The sequence below is a fragment of the Fibrella rubiginis genome (assembly GCF_017353185.1).
In the GTDB taxonomy this organism is placed as follows: domain Bacteria; phylum Bacteroidota; class Bacteroidia; order Cytophagales; family Spirosomataceae; genus Fibrella; species Fibrella rubiginis.
The window spans coordinates 150,465-169,204 of record NZ_JAFMYV010000002.1 but is presented as its reverse complement, the minus strand read 5'-3'; the positions used below and the strand labels follow the sequence as shown (position 1 = coordinate 169,204).

Here is an 18,740-nt window from a genome sequence, read left to right as displayed (position 1 = left end):
GGTTTTGGCCTCCGATAATCAACTAATCGTATGAAACGCAACCTATTCGTATCAATAGCCATCGGCACGCTGCTAAGTGCCTGCCAACCCGAAAAGCCGCTCACCACCGGTGTCATCGAGGGCAAAGTAAAGAAAGAGACTGTGAGCGTAACGGCCAAAGTAACGGGCCGGATCACGAAACTACTGGTCAGTGAGGGTGATGTGGTGCACAAAGGGCAGCCCATTGCCAGCATCGACATCCCCGAAGCCGAAGCGAAACTGTTGCAGGCGCAGGGTGCCTATACGTCGGCCAAGGCGCAGTACCAGATGGCCCGCAACGGCGCCACCACCAATGAACGCAAACAGGCTAACGCGGCGGCAACGGCCGCCAACGACCAGTATGCGCTGGCTGAGAAAAGCTTCACCCGCATCAAAAACATGTACCGCGACTCGCTGATTTCGGCGCAGCAATATGATGAGATGCTGACCAAATACCAGTCGGCGAAGGCGCAGCAGACGGGCACCCTCGCCAAACGTGATGAAGTCGATGGCAACGTTCGGGCCGAACGGATTCAGATGGCCTATGGCGATATGCTCCGGGCCGAGGGTGCCCTGAAAGAGGTGCAGTCAGCATTGCGCGAAAAGGTGATCGTGGCAGCGCAGGACATGACCATCGAGAGCATCAGCCTGCACGAGGGTGAACTGGCCCCGGCGGGCTATGCCGTAGCAACCGGCTATGCTACTGGCCGCACATATCTGCGGTTTACGGTGGGGGAAAAACAAATAGGTACGTTCGTGAAAGGCAATATCTATGCCGTGAAACTGCCTTATGGCAACAAAACGGTGAATGCTAAGCTGCTAACGATCAAAGAGTTGGGTAGTTACGCATCACGCACAAGCAGCTACCCAACCTATGAGCTTGGCGAGGCGACGTACGAACTGAAACTGATGCCGGTCAACCCGGCTGATCAGGCTGCGTTGCTGACCAACCAGACGGTCATGCTTTCTGCCAACTAATTCCCATTCAACCATGAAAACGTTCTTCCAGCTGCTGGGTCGTGAGTTCCGGCAGTTTAGCCGCAACAGCGTGGCGGTGGCGGTATTCATTGGCGGCCCGCTTTTTTTCGGGCTGCTGCTGGGCTTCACCTACAACCGACCCACGGTGACGAACCTGCCCATCGCGGTGCTCGATCTGAATCAATCGTCGCTGAGCGGCAAGGTAATCGACGCGCTCGACGACAACCCAACCATACACATCCGGCAGCTGTTTACCGACGAGGTAGACGCCCGCAAGGCTTTCCAGACCGGGCAGTATGAAGCCATTGTGACCCTGCCCGAACACTTTGAGGGCGACGTACAGCAGCGACGTACCCCGGAAATCCAGGTGGATCTGAACATGGCTAATATTTTGACGGCCAACTTTGTATCACGGGCGGTGCAAACGACCCTTTCAACAATTAATGCCGGAGTTGAGATTGAAGGCCTGATGAAACGGGGCGTGCCGGCAGCAGATGCACGCAGTCAGTTTCAGGCGTTCAGCATCAACAATACGCGCTATTTCAACCCGTCGGGCAACTACGGTTATTATATGATGCCGGGGCTAATGGGCGCGGTGCTGCAACAGGTTTTTCTGCTGGCCTTGGCGCTGGCTTTCAGCAAAGACTTTGAAGAGCATACGTTTGGGCAGGTGCTGGCTAAAACCCGCTGGTCGGGTGTGGTCTTGCTCACCAAAATTTTGCCTTACTGGTTGATGGGCGTGGGCATCTGGGCGTTTGTGCTGGGTTTCCTCTTTCCCCTGCTCAAGATCCCACCCATTGGCGAACTCTCGGCGGCGGTAGGTCTCATTGCAGCTTTCACGCTGGCCATCACCGGCCTTGGCATCCTGGTTAGTGTACTGATTCCGAATCAGTTGCGGGCTACGGAGATCCTGATGGTGCTGGCTACACCCAGTTTTGTCATCAGCGGCTACACCTGGCCCGCGAGCCAGATGCCTGGTTTTTTGCAGGGCCTGGCGCAGGTCATTCCGCTCACTCATTTCCTCAGCGCCTTCCGGAAAGTCTTCTTTTTGAACGCGCCATTTTCCGCTATCTGGCCGGAAATACAGTTGCTCACGATCTACGGGCTGGGCACGTTGCTGATAGCCTGGCTTGCCCTCTGGCTCATCATGCGGAAACAAAGCCGGGTTGCTGCCACCGTGATAGCCTAATCGTCACAACGGCAATAGGACCGACCGACAACGACCTGCTGATCCTAAACCAGTCGCTTCACCAACTGAGCTCTGGAGTCAGCCTGTGATCAATAAAAAATCCCGACCACACTATGGTCGGGATTTAGATTTAGAAGGCCCCAGTCGGGATCTAACCGCAGCGGCGGACCGTCAACGACCTACTAATTACAAGTCAGTTGCTCTACCAACTGAGCTATAGAGCCAGCCCTTTGTCAATAAAAAATCCCGACCATAGTGTGGTCGGGATTTAAGCTTAGAAGCCCCCAGTCGGGATCGAACCAACGACCTACTGATTACAAGTCAGTTGCTCTACCAGCTGAGCTATGGAGGCAATCAAATCGAGCTTGGGCAATGCCCTTGTCGATTTTGGTGATGCAAAAGTAGGGCTTACAGGCGTTTTCTGCAAGTAATTGACCTAAAAAAAGGCCTACTGATTACAAGTCAGTAGGCCTTCTGGCAGTAACTAGCTGATTCTCTTATTCCTGATTGCGCAGGGCATCGAGCTGTTTTTGGGCATCAGCAATCTTTTTCTCGATGTCGGCGCGAAGCTGATCAGCGTTTTTCGAGCGGGCAAAGAATTCGATGTTGTTGCGATAAGTGGCAATGTCGTTTTCCAGCGTCGAAATACGACGGCGGGTCTCGCTGCCACCGCCCCCTTCCGTGCTACGCCGGTAGGCTGCATAGTCACCGCTGTCGCGCGAACCACCGCCACTGTAGCCGCCATCGCGAGGGCCTCGGTCACGTGAACGATCGTTATTGCGGCCACCGGCAGGTCGGCCACCCTGCCCACCCTCACGGTTGCCACCACGGGGAGCATCACTACGACCACCCCGGTCACCACCGCCTCGTGGGGCGTCACTGCGTCCACCCCGGTCACCACGTGGGCCACCAAAACGCGATACCTCAGCTTCGTTGTCCTGAATGGCGCGTTCCTTTTCTGTCGACGACATCGTTCCGTTGGCTCGCACAAGCGCGTTGATGGCAGCGATGTATCCCTTCTGAATACGCTCTTTATCCTTCTTCGGCACAAACCCGATGCTGTTCCATTCGCTTTTGAACGCGTCTAATTGCGAAAGATCAGCGTTTTGGGTAGCGGCGGCTTCAATCCGGGCAATAAGGTCTTCCTTCTTGGCAAGGTTAGCTTCAAATTCCCGGTCGGTATCCTGATTGCGGTTGCGCTTCTTGTCGAAGAAGGCGTCGCAGGCCGCTTTGAACCGGTCAAAAATGCTATTTTTCTGTTTCTCCGGAACCTGACCAATATTCTTCCATTGCCGCTGGTACTCAATCACACGCTGTGTAGCCTCGCTCGACTCATCGCCCGATGCCAGGATGGCTTCTACCTGCTCGCAGAGTTCGGTTTTGGCTTTCAGGTTTTCCTCGCGCTTGCCTTCCAGCTGACGGAAAAACTCGCCTTTGTTGGCGAAGAAGGTTTTCAGCGCCGCCCAGAATTTCTTGCTCAGCTCTTTGCCTTCTTCACGCGGCATTGGGCCTTTTATGGCGTTCCAGCGGTCCTGGATGGCCATAACAGCCTTTGTCTTGTCATTCCAGTCGTTAATACCCGACGACGAAAACGAAGTCAGCGGTACGAGTTCTTCATAAATAGCCGACTTCTCTTCGTAGAGTTGAGCCGACTCTTTACGCTGATCTTCGTTTTGCCCACGACGCTTGTTGTAGAGTGTATCAAGCGCCGCTTTCATGCGCTGCCAGAGTGCCTCCTGCTCTGCCTTGGGCGCAGGGCCAATGTGCTTGTACTCTTCAAAAAGTGCGTTGGCTTCGTCGATAGTCTGGCGCGTCACGGTCTTATCGGCCTGGGCCGCGGCCAGGGCTTCTACCTTATCAATTACCTCACCTTTCAGTGTAGCATTGCGTTTGCGGTCAAGCTCTTTTAGCTCAAAATAAATATTGCGGTTGCTGTAGTACCGATCTACCAACGCATGATAGGTGGCCCAAAGCGTGGCGTTGTGAGGCGAATTGATGTTACCTGCCCCTTTCCACTCGTCCTGAATTTTCTTGAACTCGTTCCAGCTTGTTTTGGCATCGCCCGCGTTCGACTCATCCGATTCTACAAGTTCACGCAGGCGGCGGAGCAGATCGGTCTTTGAGCTGAAGTTGGCGTCTTTTGCCTTGTCGAGCGTCTGGAAATACGTGTTTTTCTGCGACTTGATCTGCTTATACAGGTCTTCATAGCGCAGGGCCGTGTCGTCGGTACGGAACTGGAAACCCTCCTCCGAACCTGTATCGGCAATATATTGGGTCAACGCGGCCTGCCTTTCTGCCCGTTTGAGCGCATCCATCACCGGCTTCGACTGTTTCAATACGTCGTCGGCATGACGGAATTGGGCGGCTGTTGTTGTCTCTCCTTTAATTGACTGCAGCGTCTCGTCCAGCAGGTTGACCAGATCGGCTTTTGAGTAGCCCGTATAGTCAACGGCCGGCTGCGCAGCAGCGGCTTCTTCTGCCTCCTGACTCGCTTCGGTTTCCGCGTAACTCGCCGTGATCTCCTCAGCAACCGTGGGGTCCAACGATGCCATTTCGGCTGATGGTTCTGCAACGGCATCCGCTGTTGAAACCTCGGCCTGCGGGTCTTCAACGGGTTGGTCGTCGGCCATTAGCGTAGGTACCGTAGGATCTACGTCGGCCTCTACAGCCGTCGGAAGTTCCGGCGTAGTTGGTGTCTGGTTGGCCACAGGAGCTTCTTCAACAGCAACTGGCTCTGCCTCAGGCTGCTCTGGGAGCACCTCAGCCACAAACGAGTCTGCCTGGGCAGGTACGTCGGCGGGTTCGGTGGCATCCACGGGTTCGGTCTCTTCAGCCGCTGGTACCGCCGAAGTGGCACCCGTCGCCGATGGATCGGCTACCGATTCGGTAGCGGTGGTCTCGTTGGCTACGGGCATATCTTCTGCAGTAGAAACGGGAAGGGAAGCGGCTTCTTCAGCCGCCGATGTCGAAGCCGACGGTTGGGGATCGGGTTGAGTGATCTCCTCTGGTCGGTCGATTTGCTGGTCTTCGTTTGTCATGTTGGTTACGCACCACTTACTTTTACAAAACTAAAGAAAAAACGCGGGTAATACCCATTTTTCACGGCTTTAGCCCCTTCTCTCTGCCTCAAATGACGTCCGAAATAGCTGACTTACGCAAAGAATACACCCTAAACGGACTGGACAAGTCAGATGTTTTGCCCAATCCGATTACCCAATTTCAACAATGGTTCGATGCAGCACTAGCAGCGGGTGTTCATGAACCCAATGCCATGCACCTGGCTACGTTGGGGCCAAATGGCCAGCCGTCGGGGCGCATTGTGCTGGTGAAAGGCGTTGATGAGCGCGGCTTTTCCTTTTATACGAACTATGAAAGCCAGAAAGGTGAAGAACTGATTAGCCATCCATTGGCTGCACTCACCTTTTTTTGGCCAGAACTGGAACGACAGGTTCGGCTGGAAGGAGTTGTGGAAAAAGTAAGCGCTGACGAATCAGATACTTATTTTAACAGCCGCCCACGCGGTAGTCAGATAGGCGCCTGGGTATCACAACAAAGTGGTGTCATCGCCAGCCGCGACATCCTGACGAATCGCCAACACGAACTGGAAACGCAGTTTGCCGATAAACCCGTTCCCCGCCCGCCACACTGGGGTGGTTTTCGACTGGTGCCCAACAGCGTTGAATTCTGGCAGGGTCGTCCTAGCCGCCTCCACGACCGCCTCCGCTACCGCAAGGATGGCGAGGCGTGGGTGATTGAACGGCTGGCTCCCTAGCAACCCGGCCACCTATTATACTACTTCTGCGGAGTGCTCTTCCAGTGCTTTCTCGTCGGGCGATTCGCCAATGGGCTGTCCGGGCTTGCGGCGCGACAGGAAGATGTACATGGCCGGGATAACGAAGAGCGTGAGCACCAGCGAGAACAACAATCCACCTACGATGACCACCCCCAGCGGCACCCTGCTTTTGGAGGCTGACCCCAATGCCAGCGCCAGTGGCAACGCGCCAAAGGCCGCTACCAGTGTGGTCATCAGAATGGGGCGCAGGCGCATGGCAGCCGATTCAAGCGCAGCGGCGACTTTAGTCTTGCCGTCGGCCATTTGTTCATTGGCGAATTCTACGATCAGGATTCCGTTTTTCGTTACCAGGCCCACCAGCACAATAATGCCGATCTGGCTGAAGATATTCAACGTCTGATTGAACAGCCATAGCGAAAAAATGGCCCCTGCCAACGCCAGCGGCACCGTGAGCATAATAATAAACGGATCAACAAACGAGTCGAACTGGGCGGCGAGAATTAGGTAAACCAGAACCAGTGCCAGGCCAAACGCAAACAGTGTGTTGGATGAGCTTTCGGCAAAGTCACGTGAGGAACCGGTGAGCGACGTTTGAAAACTGGGATCAAGTACCCGAGCCGCAATGGCGTTCATGGCCGCCACCCCATCGCCCACTGTTTTGCCCGGTGCCAGCCCCGCCGAGACCGTGGCTGATTTGAAGCGATTGTAATGATACACCTGCGGCGGGCTGCTCACCTCCAGGAACCGCACCACGTTGTCGAGCGGAATAAGCTCCTGCCGGTTGTTGCGAACATAGAACGTACGCAGGTCGGTGGGTTCGTCGCGGTTTTCACGGTCTACCTGCCCAATCACCTGGTACTGCTTCCCGTTCATGAGGAAATACGCCAGCCGCCGGTTACTCAGGGCCAGTTGCAATGTGTTCGACACGTCGAGCACCGACACACCCAGGTCGGTTGCTTTCTCACGGTCAACGCTGATGTTTAACTCCGGCTTATTGAATTTCAGGTCGACGTCAACGTTCTGAAACGTCGGATCTTTCTGAGCTTCCTCCAGAAATTTGGGCAGTTTCTCACGCAGTTTGTCGAAGCTCAGATTTTGCAACACAAACTGCACCGGCAACGATGAACCCGAACGGCCACCGGTTGAAATGGTCTGCTCCTGCGTGGCAAACATCCGGGCATCGGAAAATTTCTTGAAATTTTTGGTCAGGTAATCGACAATCTGCTGCTGGGTACGTTTTCGGTTTTGTGGGTCAACCATATTAATGAACACAAAGCCCGAATTGACCGCGCCCGCGCCCGAAAACCCCGGTGCCACTACACTAAACGTCAGCTTGGTTTCGGGCACCGAATCGAGTACAAACTTGGTTACCCGGTCAGTAATGGCCGACATGGCTTCGTAGCTCGTTCCCTCCGGCGCGGTGATGGGTATCCGAACGCGGCCCCGGTCTTCGAGTGGTGCCAGTTCCGATTTCAGCGTGGCCCCCAGGCCAAATACCAGGGCCAGACAGGCTACCATCATGATCCAGGCCCAGCGGCGTTTCTGCAAAAAAGCACTCAGGTTGCTGCGGTATGAGTTGTCGAGCCATTGAAAAAACGGCTCCGATTTTTTGTAGAACCACGATGATTTACCGTGGTCTTTGGTGGTCAGCTTTACACTCAGTACAGGGGTTAGCGTGAGCGAAACAAAGGCTGAAATAAGTACGGCCCCGGCCACCACAATGCCAAACTCACGGAAGAGCCGACCCACAAAACCCTGGAGGAAAATGATGGGCAGAAATACCACCGCCAGCGTGATGGAAGTGGCGATGACCGCAAAGAAAATCTCTTCCGACCCTTCCTTTGCTGCCCGTTCAGGCTCCATGCCTTTCTCGATTTTCTTAAAGATGTTTTCCGTAACAACGATGCCATCATCGACCACCAGGCCGGTAGCCAGTACAATACCTAACAGTGTTAGAATATTGATACTGAAGTCGGCAACGTACATGATAAAGAAAGCGCCGATCAGCGAAACGGGTATGTCGATCAGCGGGCGGAACGCGATGAGCCAATCGCGGAAGAAGAGATAAATGACCAGCACCACCAGTACAAACGAGATCATCAGGGTCTCTTCTACTTCCGTTATGGCGTTACGAATGAACGTGCTGCGGTCAATCCCCACGCTCACAATCAGGTCTTTAGGCAAATCGCGTTTAATCTGATCGAAGCGTTTGTAGAATTCATCGGCAATGTTCACGATGTTGGCACCGGGTTGCGGAATCAACACCAGTATGACCCCCTGCACCCCATTTTGCTTCGACGACGTCTCTTCATTTTCTGGTCCGAGCGTGGCATAACCCACGTCGCGCAGGCGCAGAATCTGCTGATTCGTTTCGCGCAGGATCAGGTTGTTAAAATCATCTTCGGTGGTGAGTCGCCCCACCGATTTTACGGTTAATTCGGTGTTGTTACCGTAGATTTTACCGCCGGGCAGTTCCACATTCTGGGCTGTAAGGGCGGCCTGAATATCCTGCACCGTGATTTTATAGGCCGCTAGTTTGGCGGGGTCGAGCCACATGCGCATGGCGTAGCGCTTCAGCCCGTAGATACTCACCTGCGACACCCCGGGAATGGTCTGTAACCGCTCCTGCAACACATTTTCGGCATAGTCCGACAGTTGCATGGGGTTGCGGGTGGTGCTTTGCACCGGCATGAAAATAATGGGGTCCGAGTTGGCGTCGGCCTTGGTCACTACCGGGGGGGCGTCGATGTCCTGCGGCAACAACCGTTGCGCCTGCGACACCTTGTCGCGCACGTCGTTGGCAGCCCGTTCCAGGTCGGTATCGAGGTTAAATTCAACGGTGATGTTGCTGACACCCAAAGCCGAACTGGACGAAATTGTGCGGATGCCCTCAATACTGTTCAGCGTTTTCTCAATCGGCTCGGTTATCTGCGACTCAATGATTTCGGGGTTCGCACCGGTATAGCTCGTCCGGACCGAAATTACCGGCGGGTCAATAGCCGGAAACTCACGCACACCCAGAAAGGTGTAGCCAATAACGCCAAACAGTACAATGGCAATGGACATCACCATGGCAAAGACCGGACGTTTTAGGGAAAGAGAGGAAAGGCTCATAACGGGGAAGGGTAAGTTCAACGTCTAACGTCTAACGTTGCTTCGCGCACTTACGTCAACGGAGCGCGAAGCAACGTTAGACGTTAGACTTTAGACCTTGAACTCATCATTAGTTGTTGATTTTGACCACTTTAACTGGCGCATCTTTTTTTACAAAGAGCAATCCGGTCGTCACTACAGTATCACCAGCGGTAAGGCCTTTGGTGATCTGAATGTTATTTTTATCCCGAATGCCGGTTTGAACCTCAACAAACGTGGCTTTTCCATTGCGGACCACCACAACCTGCTTACCACGTGTTTGTGGTAACAACGCCTGCGACGGAATGGTTAGCGCTTTGTCTTCGCGGAACGTCAGGTTGACTTTGGCAAATGCGCCGGGTCGTAAATCGCGCCCTGTGTTGGCTACCCGCGCCCTGATGCGTAAACTACGCGTCTCCACGTCAACATCGGGTTCGATAGCATAAATCTGTCCTGTATAACCAGCCTGACTCCCCTCAACGGTGAAGTTGACCCGCTCTCCCGACCGCACCGATGAGCTGTAGCGTTCGGGAACGGTGAAATCGAGCTTCATAGGATTGAGTTGTTGCAACCGGGTGATGAGCGTTTGGGGCGTGACCACCGCACCGGGACTGACGTTTCGGATGCCGATGACCCCCGAAAAAGGTGCCCTGATTTCGGTACGGCGCAGAGCAGCCTTGGTCAGGTCAATGTCGGCAAGGGCACCTTTCAGGTTCGTGACAATAATATCATATTCCTGTTGGCTGATGCCACCCCGTTCCAGCAGCTGTTTGTTGCGGGCTTCGGTGCGGCGGGCGTTTTCCTCTACCACCCTAAACTTTTGGAGTTGCGCCTGCAAATCGCCGTCGTATACCTTTACGAGCAACGACCCCTGCGCAACAGGTTGCCCCTCGCGGATATTGAGTTGCACAATGCGTCCAGCTATTTCGGGGTAAATATCGACCTGCTCATTAGCCACCAGCGACCCTGTAGCCACGACTGCGTTAGCAATCAATTTGGGCACCACCACGTAGGCGTTCACTGCCGTTGGGCCACCCGCATTGGGGCCACCGGGGCCTCCTTTGCCCCCCGCACCGCCTGCGGCCGGGGCAGCTCCGCCGCCACCGCCGCCACCCGCGCCAGGGGCCGGTTTTAGTATTTTGTTATAAACGATCAGGCCCCCCAGGACCAGCACGACGAGACCAATGGCAATCCAGCGTTTCAAAGTTTGTGTGTTGAGGTTTTTTAATCAAACCGCAAAGACGCTACGGTTTACTTCTATTTACAGTAGAATACCCACGCCAAACAGCACCACAAAGAGCAGCGTGGAGAGAGCCAGCTGACCCAACCTGGGGTTTAGTTCGGCTGGATTGGTATGATTGGCAACGGCCCGTCCGTTCAAGATAAATAGCGGGAAGGCTAGCACATAGACATAATCAAAGGCAGCCGTGGCTGATATGAGTGAATAGGCCACCGCACACACCATACCACCAACCAGCAACAGCCAGTGATAACGGACGGCACCTGCTCTACCCAACCGCACCGGAATGGAGTTTTTACCTGTCTTAGCATCGGTTTCAATATCACGTATGTTGTTGATATTCAGCACACCCGTAGCAAAAAAACCGACGCTGCTGGCTGGCAGCAACAGCGGCCAGCTGATGCTCTGCGTTTGCAGGTAATAGGTACCGAGCACACCTACCCAACCGAAGAAGAGCAATACGGCAATGTCGCCGTAGCCGGCATAGCCGTAGGGTCGTTTGCCATTGGTATAGGCCACTGCTGCTGCAATGCAAAGCAGGCCTAGCATCAGGAATACCCAGAAAAGCGTAGCCCCGGCCCCACGGGTGGCTTCAACAAGCAGCCACACCCCCGATACCAGCGACAGCCCGGCGGTGATAAGCATAGCCCGACGCATGGCTTCTTTAGTCAGGTCACCGGTCGCAACGGCCCGGCGTGGACCAACGCGGTCGGGGGTGTCTTTGCCCGAAACGGCATCACCGTAGTCGTTGGCGAAGTTCGACAGCACTTGTAAACAGATGGTAGTCAGCACGGCCAGGCCAAACGTAAGCCAGCTGAATCGGCCCGCACCCGCCGCCAGAAAACTCCCCAGGATAATGCTGGCCAGCGCCAGCGGCAACGTCCGCGGCCGCGCCGCTGCAATCCATTCTTTCATTTTTAATGTACAATCGGTCCGCCGACGCGGTATGATGAACAATGTACAAAGGTACTACTGATCAACGCCACAGCTCACAGGCGGAGCCACTGTACATTGTTCATTATACCGCGTCGGCGGACCGATTGTGCATTAAATGCCAACCGCTTTTCTGAACGCCGGGTCGTTGGGCTTTACGCCAGAGGCGAAAAAGTGGGTGAGCTTACCGTTTTCATCCACGACATACTTACAAAAATTCCAGCCGGGGGCCTGCTCATTCCAACCGTTCATACTCTTAGTGGTCAGCCACTTATAAAGCGGTGCCTGCTTGTCGCCCACCACGTCGATTTTTTCGAAGAGGGGGAAGGTGACACCATAGTTTTTCTGGCAAAACGAGGCAATTTCCTTGCTGCTGCCCGGCTCCTGACCACTGAAGTTGTTGGCCGGAAAACCCAGCACCACCACCTTGTCTTTGTGGGCTTCGTAAAATTTTTCCCAGTCGGCGTACTGCGGCGTGTAGCCACATTCCGAAGCCGTATTCAGGATGATGACTTTTTTGCCTTTGTATTGACTCAGGGCCACGGGCTTGCCATCAAGGGCATTCATTGTAAAATCATACAGCGATTTCGCGGGGGCATTGTCTAGCGTGGCGGGTGCCGACAGAGCCGCTTTTTTGTCGCTGAAAACGTGTTTAACCAGGCGGGAGAATGACATAGAAACGAGTACGGTTAATAGTGCAGCGGCCCCAAGGCCAATCTTAGTGGACGTCTTCATATTTTTTGTGGGATTTGATGGGCCGCAGATTGTTATGATCCTTATGATTCATTATGATCTCTTTTAAAAAATCATAATGAATCATAAGGATCATAACAATCTGCGGCCCATCACTACATCGACTTACATTTTTTCAGGTACCTCAATACCCAGTAAACCCATGCCTTTGCGGATAGTTTCGGCCACCACCGCCGATAGGCTAAGCCGGAGTTGCGTCTTGGCGGCATCAGGTTCAGACAGGATCGATACGTCGGCGAAAAGGCGGTTGTAAGCTTTTGCCAGATCATATACGTATTGCGCAACATACGACGGCGCATAGTCCCGGCCTGCGTTGGCAACGCTTTGCGCAAATTGCCCCAACAGCACGATCACCTCCTGCTCCGTTTCGTGCAGCGGCCGGTCCGCCGTTGCGGTGGCTTCATCAGCAGGGACACTGGTTGACAAACCCGCCTCTTCTGCCTTGCGCATGATAGACCGGATGCGGGCGTGGACATACTGAATAAACGGCCCCGTATGCCCATGCACATCGACCGACTCGGCGGGGTTGAAGAGCATCCGCTTTTGCGGGTCCACTTTCAGCAGGTAATATTTCAACGCGCCGAGGCCAATCAGGCGAAACAAGTCCTGCTTCTCGGCCTCCGAAAACTCATCCAGCTTTCCCTTAGCGGCATCGGCGGCGGCCTGTGCAGCCACAGCAGCCACTTCATCGACCAGGTCATCGGCATCCACTACGGTCCCTTCGCGCGATTTCATCTTACCGCTCGGCAGGTCGACCATGCCATAGCTCAGGTGGTAACAACCCTCGGCATAGGGACGACCGAGGCGTTTCATGATGGCAAACAGCACCTTAAAATGATAATCCTGCTCGTTGCCCACCACCCACAACGACTTGTTGGAGTGAAAATCGCTGAATTTCAGATCGGTTGTGCCCAGGTCCTGCGTGATATAGACCGAGGTGCCGTCGCCGCGCAGCACCAGCTTGTGGTCAAGCCCTTCAGCCGTGAGGTCAATCCAGACCGATTTATCTTCTTTCTGGTAGAAAATACCCTTGACCAGCCCTTCTTCCACTACGTCTTTCCCCAGCAAATACGTCTGCGATTCGTAGTACGTTTTGTCGAAGCTAATACCCGTTTTCCGGTAGGTTTCGGCGAAACCGGCGTAGACCCAGGCGTTCAGTTGCTCCCAGAGCGCTACGGTTTCGGCATCGCCCTGCTCCCATTTCAGCAGCATTTCCTGCGCCTGGAGCATCAGCGGGGCTTTTTTGGCAGCTTCGTCTTCGGCCATCCCCCCCGCCACAAGCTCGGCTACTTCAGCTTTGTAAGCCTTGTCGAACAGCACGTAGTATTTACCAATCAGGTGATCGCCTTTCAGGCCTGCCGATTCGGGTGTCTCGAACGTGCCATTGGGCTGCCGACCAAACTTCTGGTACGCCAGCATCGACTTGCAGATGTGAATGCCCCGGTCATTAACGAGGCACGCTTTAGTTACGGTATAGCCATTGGCAGCCAGAATCCGGCTCACCGAATCGCCCAGAAAAATATTACGTAAATGGCCCAGGTGCAGCGGCTTATTCGTGTTTGGCGACGAGAATTCAACCATAACCCGGTTCGCCTGCGTTGCTTCTGTGTCTGGTTGCTGCGCTCCTGCAACGCCATCAGCAATCAGGGCATTAAGCGACTGTATGTACGCTATATCGGCGAGGCTGATGTTCAGGAAACCCTGCACTACGTTGAACGCACGCACCAGAGGGCTGTTGGCCACAAGCCAGTTACCCAGCCGCTGCCCAATCTCGACCGGCGACAGGCGCAGGGGTTTGGTGAGTGGAAAGGTGACGTAGGTATAGGTACCCTCGAATTCCTTCTTGGTGGGTTGAAGCAGCACCTCACCCGGTTCTGGAGCCGCACTGGGGTCGGTATAAAGCGATTGGATGGCCTGCTGAATGGCCGTTTTTAATGATGCCTGTAAATCCATGGTATTGGCCTGCGGGGCAGAAGCCGGGCGGTGTATTGAACCGCAAAAGTACGAAGACCACCCGCATTTGGGTAATTACGGCTTCTGAAGGGCCTTGAACAAGGATTTTTCTGACAGGATTAGCAGGATTTCAGGATGGACAGGATTTTTTGTTGTTGTCGCTCGGCTCCTGCCGGGGGCGCCCAGCCGAGTGACAACAACAAAAAATCCTGTCCATCCTGAAATCCTGCTAATCCTGTCAGAAAAAGCACTTCACAAAATCCTGCCCGGAAAATCTTGTCCTACGTCTGCCCACGATGTAGTTTAGAGCACTCGCCCGTTTACCCCTGTCTCTCTTGTCCTATGCGCCTTCTGTACGCACTCCTGTTTTGTTTTGTTACGGCACCAGTCTGGGCGCAGTTGGCCGCCGTGACCCGCGTTGAGATGCCCATCGACCCCAATTCGTCGGATGCCTATTCGGTCTGGCCCCTGCGTGACCGGGGGGCTCTGCTGGTGTATCAGCACGAAGAACCCTATGGACAAGTGGGGTTCAAATACACTTTTTCGCGCATGGACACGACAATGAAGCCACGTTGGAAAACTGATTTCAACCTAAAAGCGCATTTCGTACCCATCAGCGAGTTCACCAACAACCTCTACCGATTTCAGCTTTTTACCGAACCAGGCACCGAAAATATCCAGATCATCCGGCTCAATCTCGACGACGGTACAATCGACATCTTCGAGGGTAAACTACCCTCACCCATTGACCTGACCCACTTCAGGGTTATGGGCAACGTGGCCTATTTGGGTGGCTATTTTCACGACCGGCCGCTGGTGATGGGGTTTTCTTTCTTCGACGCGACCACGCGGGTGTTTCAGGGACTATACATGAACAACATCGAGATTGGCAGCATGGACGTAGACGAGTACCGGCAGGAAGTGCACGTGCTGACGCATTCGCCCAAGAAACGCTGCCAGTTTACCGTTCGCTCTTATTCACCCGATGGCAAACCCTTGCGCACCATTGAGTACGACGGCACGCAGTACAGCCTTATTTCGGGTCAGATTTTGCCCATCAGCGCGGGCGAGTCACTACTGATTGGCAACTACTCCGCCGACTGCACGCCCTATTCGCAGGGCATTTATGTCACGCGGATTCAGCATGCTGAAACAGGCAAGATGACCGTGGCTACTGACCACGGAGAGGCCATTCGCTACATCGACTTCTCGCAGCTAAAAAACTTCTTTAACTACCTTGACCCCCGGCGGCAGCAACGGGTGCTGGCCAGGGTGACACGGCGGCAAAACGAAGGCAAAAATGTCAAGTTCCGCTACCGGCTGCTGGTGCATGAACTGATTCCAACCGCCGAAGGGCTAACCCTGGTGGCGGAAGTGTATTACCAGCAATACCGTTCAACCAATACGATTTATACGAGCGGAAACTTCTCGACCAATCAGGCAACCCGGCAGAGCAGGCAGGTAGAACAATACCAATACACCCACGCTTTTCTCTGCGGGTTTGACAAACAGGGCAACCTACTCTGGGATAACTGCCTGCCAATTAAAGACATAGAAAGCATACGATTGACCCCCAAAGTAGAGGTAATGCACCAGTCAGACTATGTGGTGATGGCCTATCCCGACGAAGACAAGGTGCACAGCCAGTTGATTCGGCGCGACAGTGTGCTGGCTAACAAAGAGCTGTTCACCCTGAAACCAAGGTTGGCAACAGAGCGCTTCACCAACACCGCCGAACCGGTTGTGCACGCCTGGTATGGCTCCTATTTTCTGGCAACCGGCTATCAGCGCATCTCGAACGCGCGCGGTGGGTCGGCGGTGCCCCGCGACGTGTTCTACCTGGCCAAGCTCCGCTACGACACGCCCAAAAACCACTTGCCAGCCCCGACACAGGCCACCAGAACCACCGACCCCGACCATTGACACCGGAACCGTTGGTCTGTTTTCGGGGTTGAAAATGCTATGACAACCTCCAACCGCGAACTGATTCATGCCCTCCGTCAGGGCCAACTGATTGGCATTGCCGACGAAACGGGCTGGTCGGTGGGGGCCGACCCGCAGAACGACGATGCTTTGGAGCAGTTGCTTGCGCTAAAAGAAGCCACCAAAAATCCATACATGCTCACGGTGCTGGCCAAAAACACCGATCAGGTAGCGATGTACGTGCTCAAGATGCCAGACATTGCGTATGACCTGGTCGAGTTTGCCGAAATTCCGCTGACCGTTGTTTTTGAACGAGGCAAAAACGTAGCGGGTGGCCTCGACCAGGGTGAAATTGCCATCCGCAAATCGACCGATGAAACAGTACAATTTCTGTTGGGCGGATTTACAAAAGGGCTGATTACGTTGCCGTTTGAAAGTTTCACCCTGCCCGACGCCGCCCAAAAGGTCATTAGTCACTCTGTTGGTACGGTATCCCGCAACTTCCGCAAACCCCGTATCATGAAGCTGGGTCAGGGTGGCGAAGTTGAATTTTTAAGAAAATGAATTTCTCAGATTTCCTCCATACCAAACCCATCTTCGAGCGTATTGCCACCCAGGCGCGGGCACTGGGCATTCCTGCCTACGTAGTGGGGGGTTATGTGCGCGACCTGGTGCTGAAACGGCCTTCCAAAGACATCGACATCGTATGCCTGGGTAGCGGCATCGCGCTGGCCGAAGCCGTGGGGAAAGCGGCAAAAGTCAACGTGACCGTGTACCAGAACTTCGGCACGGCCATGCTTCGCGTAGACGACCCTGCCGACGGCCTGATAGGAGTAGAATTTGTGGGTGCCCGGAAAGAATCGTACCGGGCCGACTCACGCAAGCCCGTCGTTGAAGACGGCACCCTACAGGATGATCAAAACCGGCGCGACCTCACCATCAACGCCATGAGCATCAGCCTCAACCCGGATACCTTCGGCGAGTTGATTGATCCCTTCAACGGCCTCACCGACCTGAAACGGAAGATTATCCGCACGCCACTGGCCCCCGACATTACTTTTTCCGACGACCCCCTGCGCATGATGCGGGCCATCCGGTTTGCTACCCAGCTTAACTTCGACATTGACGCCGATACGTTCGACGGCATCATCCGGATGAACGACCGAATCGGGATTGTGTCGATGGAGCGGATCATTGAGGAATTGAACAAGATCATTCTGGCTCCTACCCCCTCCTACGGGTTTAAACTGCTTTATCAGGCCGGCTTGCTGCAGCATCTCCTGCCCGAACTGGTGGCCCTGAAGGGCGTGGAAACCGTAGATGGCAAAGGGCACAAAGACAATTTTTACCATACCCTGCAGGTGCTTGATAACGTGGCGGGCAGGAGCAACGACCTCTGGCTGCGGTGGTCGGCGTTGCTGCATGACATTGCCAAAACCCAGACCAAACGCTTCGACAAACGCGTGGGCTGGACCTTTCATGGTCACGAAGAAGTGGGTGCCCGACAGGTGCCCAATCTGTTTCGGCGGTTGAAATTGCCCCTCAACGAGCACATGAAGCAGGTGCAAAAGCTGGTCCGGCTGCACATGCGCCCCATTCCGCTGGTTAAAGACGGCATCACCGACTCGGCCCTGCGCCGGTTGTTGTTTGACGCCGGTCCGGACCTGGAAAACCTGCTCACGCTTTGCCGAGCCGATATCACGTCGAAAAATCATGACAAAGTACAGCGGCATTTACAGCGGTTCGATCAGGTAGAGCAGAAGCTGCACGATCTGGAAGAGCGCGATCAACTCCGCAACTTTCAGCCCGTCATCACGGGCGAACTAATCATGGAAACCTTCGGCCTGAAACCGTCGAAAGAGGTAGGCGAGATTAAGGTGGCCGTCCGCGAAGCCATCCTGGACGGCACTATTCCCAACCGCCTAGACGAAGCGTTTCCCTTTATGCTGGATATGGGAAAAAAACTGGGCCTAACGCCCCGGCAAACGGCTAATTCACCTTCAGCAGGTCAATCTTGAATATCAGGATCGAGTTGGCAGGAATGCCGTTCTGAGCGGCAGAACCGTAGGCCAGACTGGGTGGTAAGTAGAGGGTGATGCTGCCGCCGGGGGCCACCAGCGGGATACCTTCCTGCCAGCCAATGATGAGTTGGTTTAGCCCAAAACTCACGCCATTGCCACTATCAAACGTACTGTTATCAGTGAGCTTACCGCTATAATTCACCGTCACGTTGGAACAAACCGTAGGCTTGGCTCCCGTTCCCGGCGACTGGATACTATAATAAAAACCGCGGTCGTCGGCAGTGGCCGCAATCTTGTTTGCGTCAATGTATTGCTTCAGCGTGGCTACTTCCGTGGGTGGTGCCTTTGCCGTAACGGCCGAGGAAGTGCAGGGCGTTTGGTCGGCCTGTTTACAACCACTGGCAGCGAGGGAGCAAATCAAGAACGCGAGGACAAGTCTGTTTAGCATAATCAAGTTTATCAATGGTTAATGCGTTGGTACTATCACCAAACTTTCTGCTGAGCAACGTAGTTTTGCAGCACTATGGAAAAGAATAATTTTCGTCGTTCGTTTGGTGCGGGCCTAGCCATTTTGGGGGCCGTAGTGATCTTGTTTGCCTGCGTGGCTTTCCTGTCTGATGGCAAGCCAACGCTGGGTCTGGACGTATCACGCGGTGAAGCCGCCGCCCCCTTCATCGTGGGCCTGATCTTCTTTGGCGCCGGGATCAATTTGATTAATAATTCGTAGTAATAATCTACAATGCATAATGTACAATGTACAATGGTTAACCAACGAGTAGGCTTGCGCCAGCCATTGTACATTATGCA

Annotated in this window: 14 protein-coding genes and 2 tRNA genes; 7 read left to right on the top strand and 9 right to left on the bottom strand. The window is 54.3% G+C overall.

From position 1 onward, the window contains the following. Positions 1-30: 30 nt before the first annotated feature. Together J2I47_RS04210 and J2I47_RS04205 are read left to right on the top strand one after the other, a co-directional pair. Positions 31-996, top strand: coding sequence for an HlyD family secretion protein (locus J2I47_RS04210; RefSeq protein ID WP_207363310.1), 966 nt, complete (start codon positions 31-33; stop codon positions 994-996). A 13-nt stretch (positions 997-1,009) separates the two neighbouring features. Then, a complete protein-coding gene (locus J2I47_RS04205) occupies positions 1,010-2,185 on the top strand; it encodes an ABC transporter permease (protein ID WP_207363309.1) in 1,176 nt (391 codons plus the stop codon). 135 nt (positions 2,186-2,320) lie between these two features. Here J2I47_RS04205 and J2I47_RS04200 read toward each other — a convergent pair. From J2I47_RS04200 to J2I47_RS04190, 3 genes are all read right to left on the bottom strand, one after another. Continuing rightward, positions 2,321-2,409: transfer RNA gene (locus tag J2I47_RS04200), tRNA-Thr, on the bottom strand. A gap of 55 nt (positions 2,410-2,464) precedes the next feature. Beyond that, positions 2,465-2,537, bottom strand: a tRNA-Thr gene (locus tag J2I47_RS04195). Between the two features lie 145 nt (positions 2,538-2,682). Further along, complete coding sequence (locus J2I47_RS04190) at positions 2,683-5,223, bottom strand: DUF349 domain-containing protein (RefSeq protein ID WP_207363308.1); 2,541 nt, start codon at positions 5,221-5,223, stop codon at positions 2,683-2,685. A gap of 92 nt (positions 5,224-5,315) precedes the next feature. Here J2I47_RS04190 and pdxH point away from each other — a divergent pair, with 92 nt between their 5' ends. Continuing rightward, positions 5,316-5,957 carry a pyridoxamine 5'-phosphate oxidase gene (gene pdxH / locus J2I47_RS04185; RefSeq protein WP_207363307.1) on the top strand — a complete coding sequence of 214 codons (642 nt, stop codon included), beginning with the start codon at positions 5,316-5,318 and terminating at the stop codon, positions 5,955-5,957. 15 nt (positions 5,958-5,972) lie between these two features. Here the strand turns inward: pdxH and J2I47_RS04180 are convergent, their stop codons facing one another. The 5 genes from J2I47_RS04180 to argS form a co-directional block, all read right to left on the bottom strand. Then, positions 5,973-9,092, bottom strand: coding sequence for an efflux RND transporter permease subunit (locus J2I47_RS04180; protein ID WP_207363306.1), 3,120 nt, complete (start codon positions 9,090-9,092; stop codon positions 5,973-5,975). 109 nt (positions 9,093-9,201) lie between these two features. Next, positions 9,202-10,314, bottom strand: a complete 1,113-nt coding sequence (locus J2I47_RS04175) for an efflux RND transporter periplasmic adaptor subunit (RefSeq protein WP_207363305.1) — start codon at positions 10,312-10,314, stop codon at positions 9,202-9,204. 57 nt (positions 10,315-10,371) lie between these two features. Further along, positions 10,372-11,265 carry a 1,4-dihydroxy-2-naphthoate polyprenyltransferase gene (locus J2I47_RS04170; RefSeq protein WP_207363304.1) on the bottom strand — a complete coding sequence of 298 codons (894 nt, stop codon included), beginning with the start codon at positions 11,263-11,265 and terminating at the stop codon, positions 10,372-10,374. Between the two features lie 132 nt (positions 11,266-11,397). Next, positions 11,398-12,018: a glutathione peroxidase gene (locus J2I47_RS04165; protein WP_207363303.1), complete on the bottom strand. Its 621-nt coding sequence runs from the start codon at positions 12,016-12,018 to the stop codon at positions 11,398-11,400. Positions 12,019-12,141: 123 nt separating this feature from the next. Next, positions 12,142-13,989, bottom strand: coding sequence for an arginine--tRNA ligase (gene argS, locus J2I47_RS04160; protein WP_207363302.1), 1,848 nt, complete (start codon positions 13,987-13,989; stop codon positions 12,142-12,144). A 342-nt stretch (positions 13,990-14,331) separates the two neighbouring features. On the opposite strand from argS, the gene J2I47_RS04155 reads away from it, so the two are divergent. The 3 genes from J2I47_RS04155 to J2I47_RS04145 are packed head-to-tail and all read left to right on the top strand — an operon-like array spanning position 14,332 to position 17,930. Continuing rightward, a complete protein-coding gene (locus tag J2I47_RS04155; RefSeq protein ID WP_207363301.1) occupies positions 14,332-15,912 on the top strand; it encodes a hypothetical protein in 1,581 nt (526 codons plus the stop codon). A 39-nt stretch (positions 15,913-15,951) separates the two neighbouring features. Next, positions 15,952-16,476, top strand: coding sequence for an L-threonylcarbamoyladenylate synthase (locus J2I47_RS04150; RefSeq protein WP_207363300.1), 525 nt, complete (start codon positions 15,952-15,954; stop codon positions 16,474-16,476). Continuing rightward, positions 16,473-17,930 (top strand): CCA tRNA nucleotidyltransferase, encoded by a 1,458-nt coding sequence (locus J2I47_RS04145; RefSeq protein ID WP_207363299.1) that lies wholly within the window; start codon positions 16,473-16,475, stop codon positions 17,928-17,930. The genes J2I47_RS04150 and J2I47_RS04145 overlap by 4 nt, the downstream gene beginning before the upstream one ends. Here the strand turns inward: J2I47_RS04145 and J2I47_RS04140 are convergent. Further along, positions 17,902-18,381, bottom strand: a complete 480-nt coding sequence (locus J2I47_RS04140) for an FKBP-type peptidyl-prolyl cis-trans isomerase (RefSeq protein ID WP_207363298.1) — start codon at positions 18,379-18,381, stop codon at positions 17,902-17,904. The two genes, J2I47_RS04145 and J2I47_RS04140, sit on opposite strands and share 29 nt — an antisense overlap. A gap of 75 nt (positions 18,382-18,456) precedes the next feature. On the opposite strand from J2I47_RS04140, the gene J2I47_RS04135 reads away from it, so the two are divergent. Continuing rightward, the gene (locus tag J2I47_RS04135) at positions 18,457-18,660 is read left to right on the top strand and encodes a hypothetical protein (protein WP_207363297.1); all 204 of its coding nucleotides are present in this window, start codon (positions 18,457-18,459) and stop codon (positions 18,658-18,660) included. The last annotated feature ends 80 nt before the right edge of the window (positions 18,661-18,740 follow it).

What these genes read in the sequence shown, in the direction of transcription:
- J2I47_RS04165 (WP_207363303.1), bottom strand. Translation starts at nt 12,018, where the DNA reads ATGAAGACGTCCACTAAGATTGGCCTTGGGGCCGCTGCACTATTAACC.
- J2I47_RS04155 (WP_207363301.1), top strand. Translation starts at nt 14,332, where the DNA reads ATGCGCCTTCTGTACGCACTCCTGTTTTGTTTTGTTACGGCACCAGTC.
- J2I47_RS04145 (WP_207363299.1), top strand. Translation starts at nt 16,473, where the DNA reads ATGAATTTCTCAGATTTCCTCCATACCAAACCCATCTTCGAGCGTATT.
- J2I47_RS04140 (WP_207363298.1), bottom strand. Translation starts at nt 18,381, where the DNA reads ATGCTAAACAGACTTGTCCTCGCGTTCTTGATTTGCTCCCTCGCTGCC.
- J2I47_RS04210 (WP_207363310.1), top strand. Translation starts at nt 31, where the DNA reads ATGAAACGCAACCTATTCGTATCAATAGCCATCGGCACGCTGCTAAGT.
- J2I47_RS04190 (WP_207363308.1), bottom strand. Translation starts at nt 5,223, where the DNA reads ATGACAAACGAAGACCAGCAAATCGACCGACCAGAGGAGATCACTCAA.
- J2I47_RS04150 (WP_207363300.1), top strand. Translation starts at nt 15,952, where the DNA reads ATGACAACCTCCAACCGCGAACTGATTCATGCCCTCCGTCAGGGCCAA.
- pdxH (WP_207363307.1), top strand. Translation starts at nt 5,316, where the DNA reads ATGACGTCCGAAATAGCTGACTTACGCAAAGAATACACCCTAAACGGA.
- J2I47_RS04135 (WP_207363297.1), top strand. Translation starts at nt 18,457, where the DNA reads ATGGAAAAGAATAATTTTCGTCGTTCGTTTGGTGCGGGCCTAGCCATT.
- J2I47_RS04205 (WP_207363309.1), top strand. Translation starts at nt 1,010, where the DNA reads ATGAAAACGTTCTTCCAGCTGCTGGGTCGTGAGTTCCGGCAGTTTAGC.
- argS (WP_207363302.1), bottom strand. Translation starts at nt 13,989, where the DNA reads ATGGATTTACAGGCATCATTAAAAACGGCCATTCAGCAGGCCATCCAA.
- J2I47_RS04180 (WP_207363306.1), bottom strand. Translation starts at nt 9,092, where the DNA reads ATGAGCCTTTCCTCTCTTTCCCTAAAACGTCCGGTCTTTGCCATGGTG.
- J2I47_RS04170 (WP_207363304.1), bottom strand. Translation starts at nt 11,265, where the DNA reads ATGAAAGAATGGATTGCAGCGGCGCGGCCGCGGACGTTGCCGCTGGCG.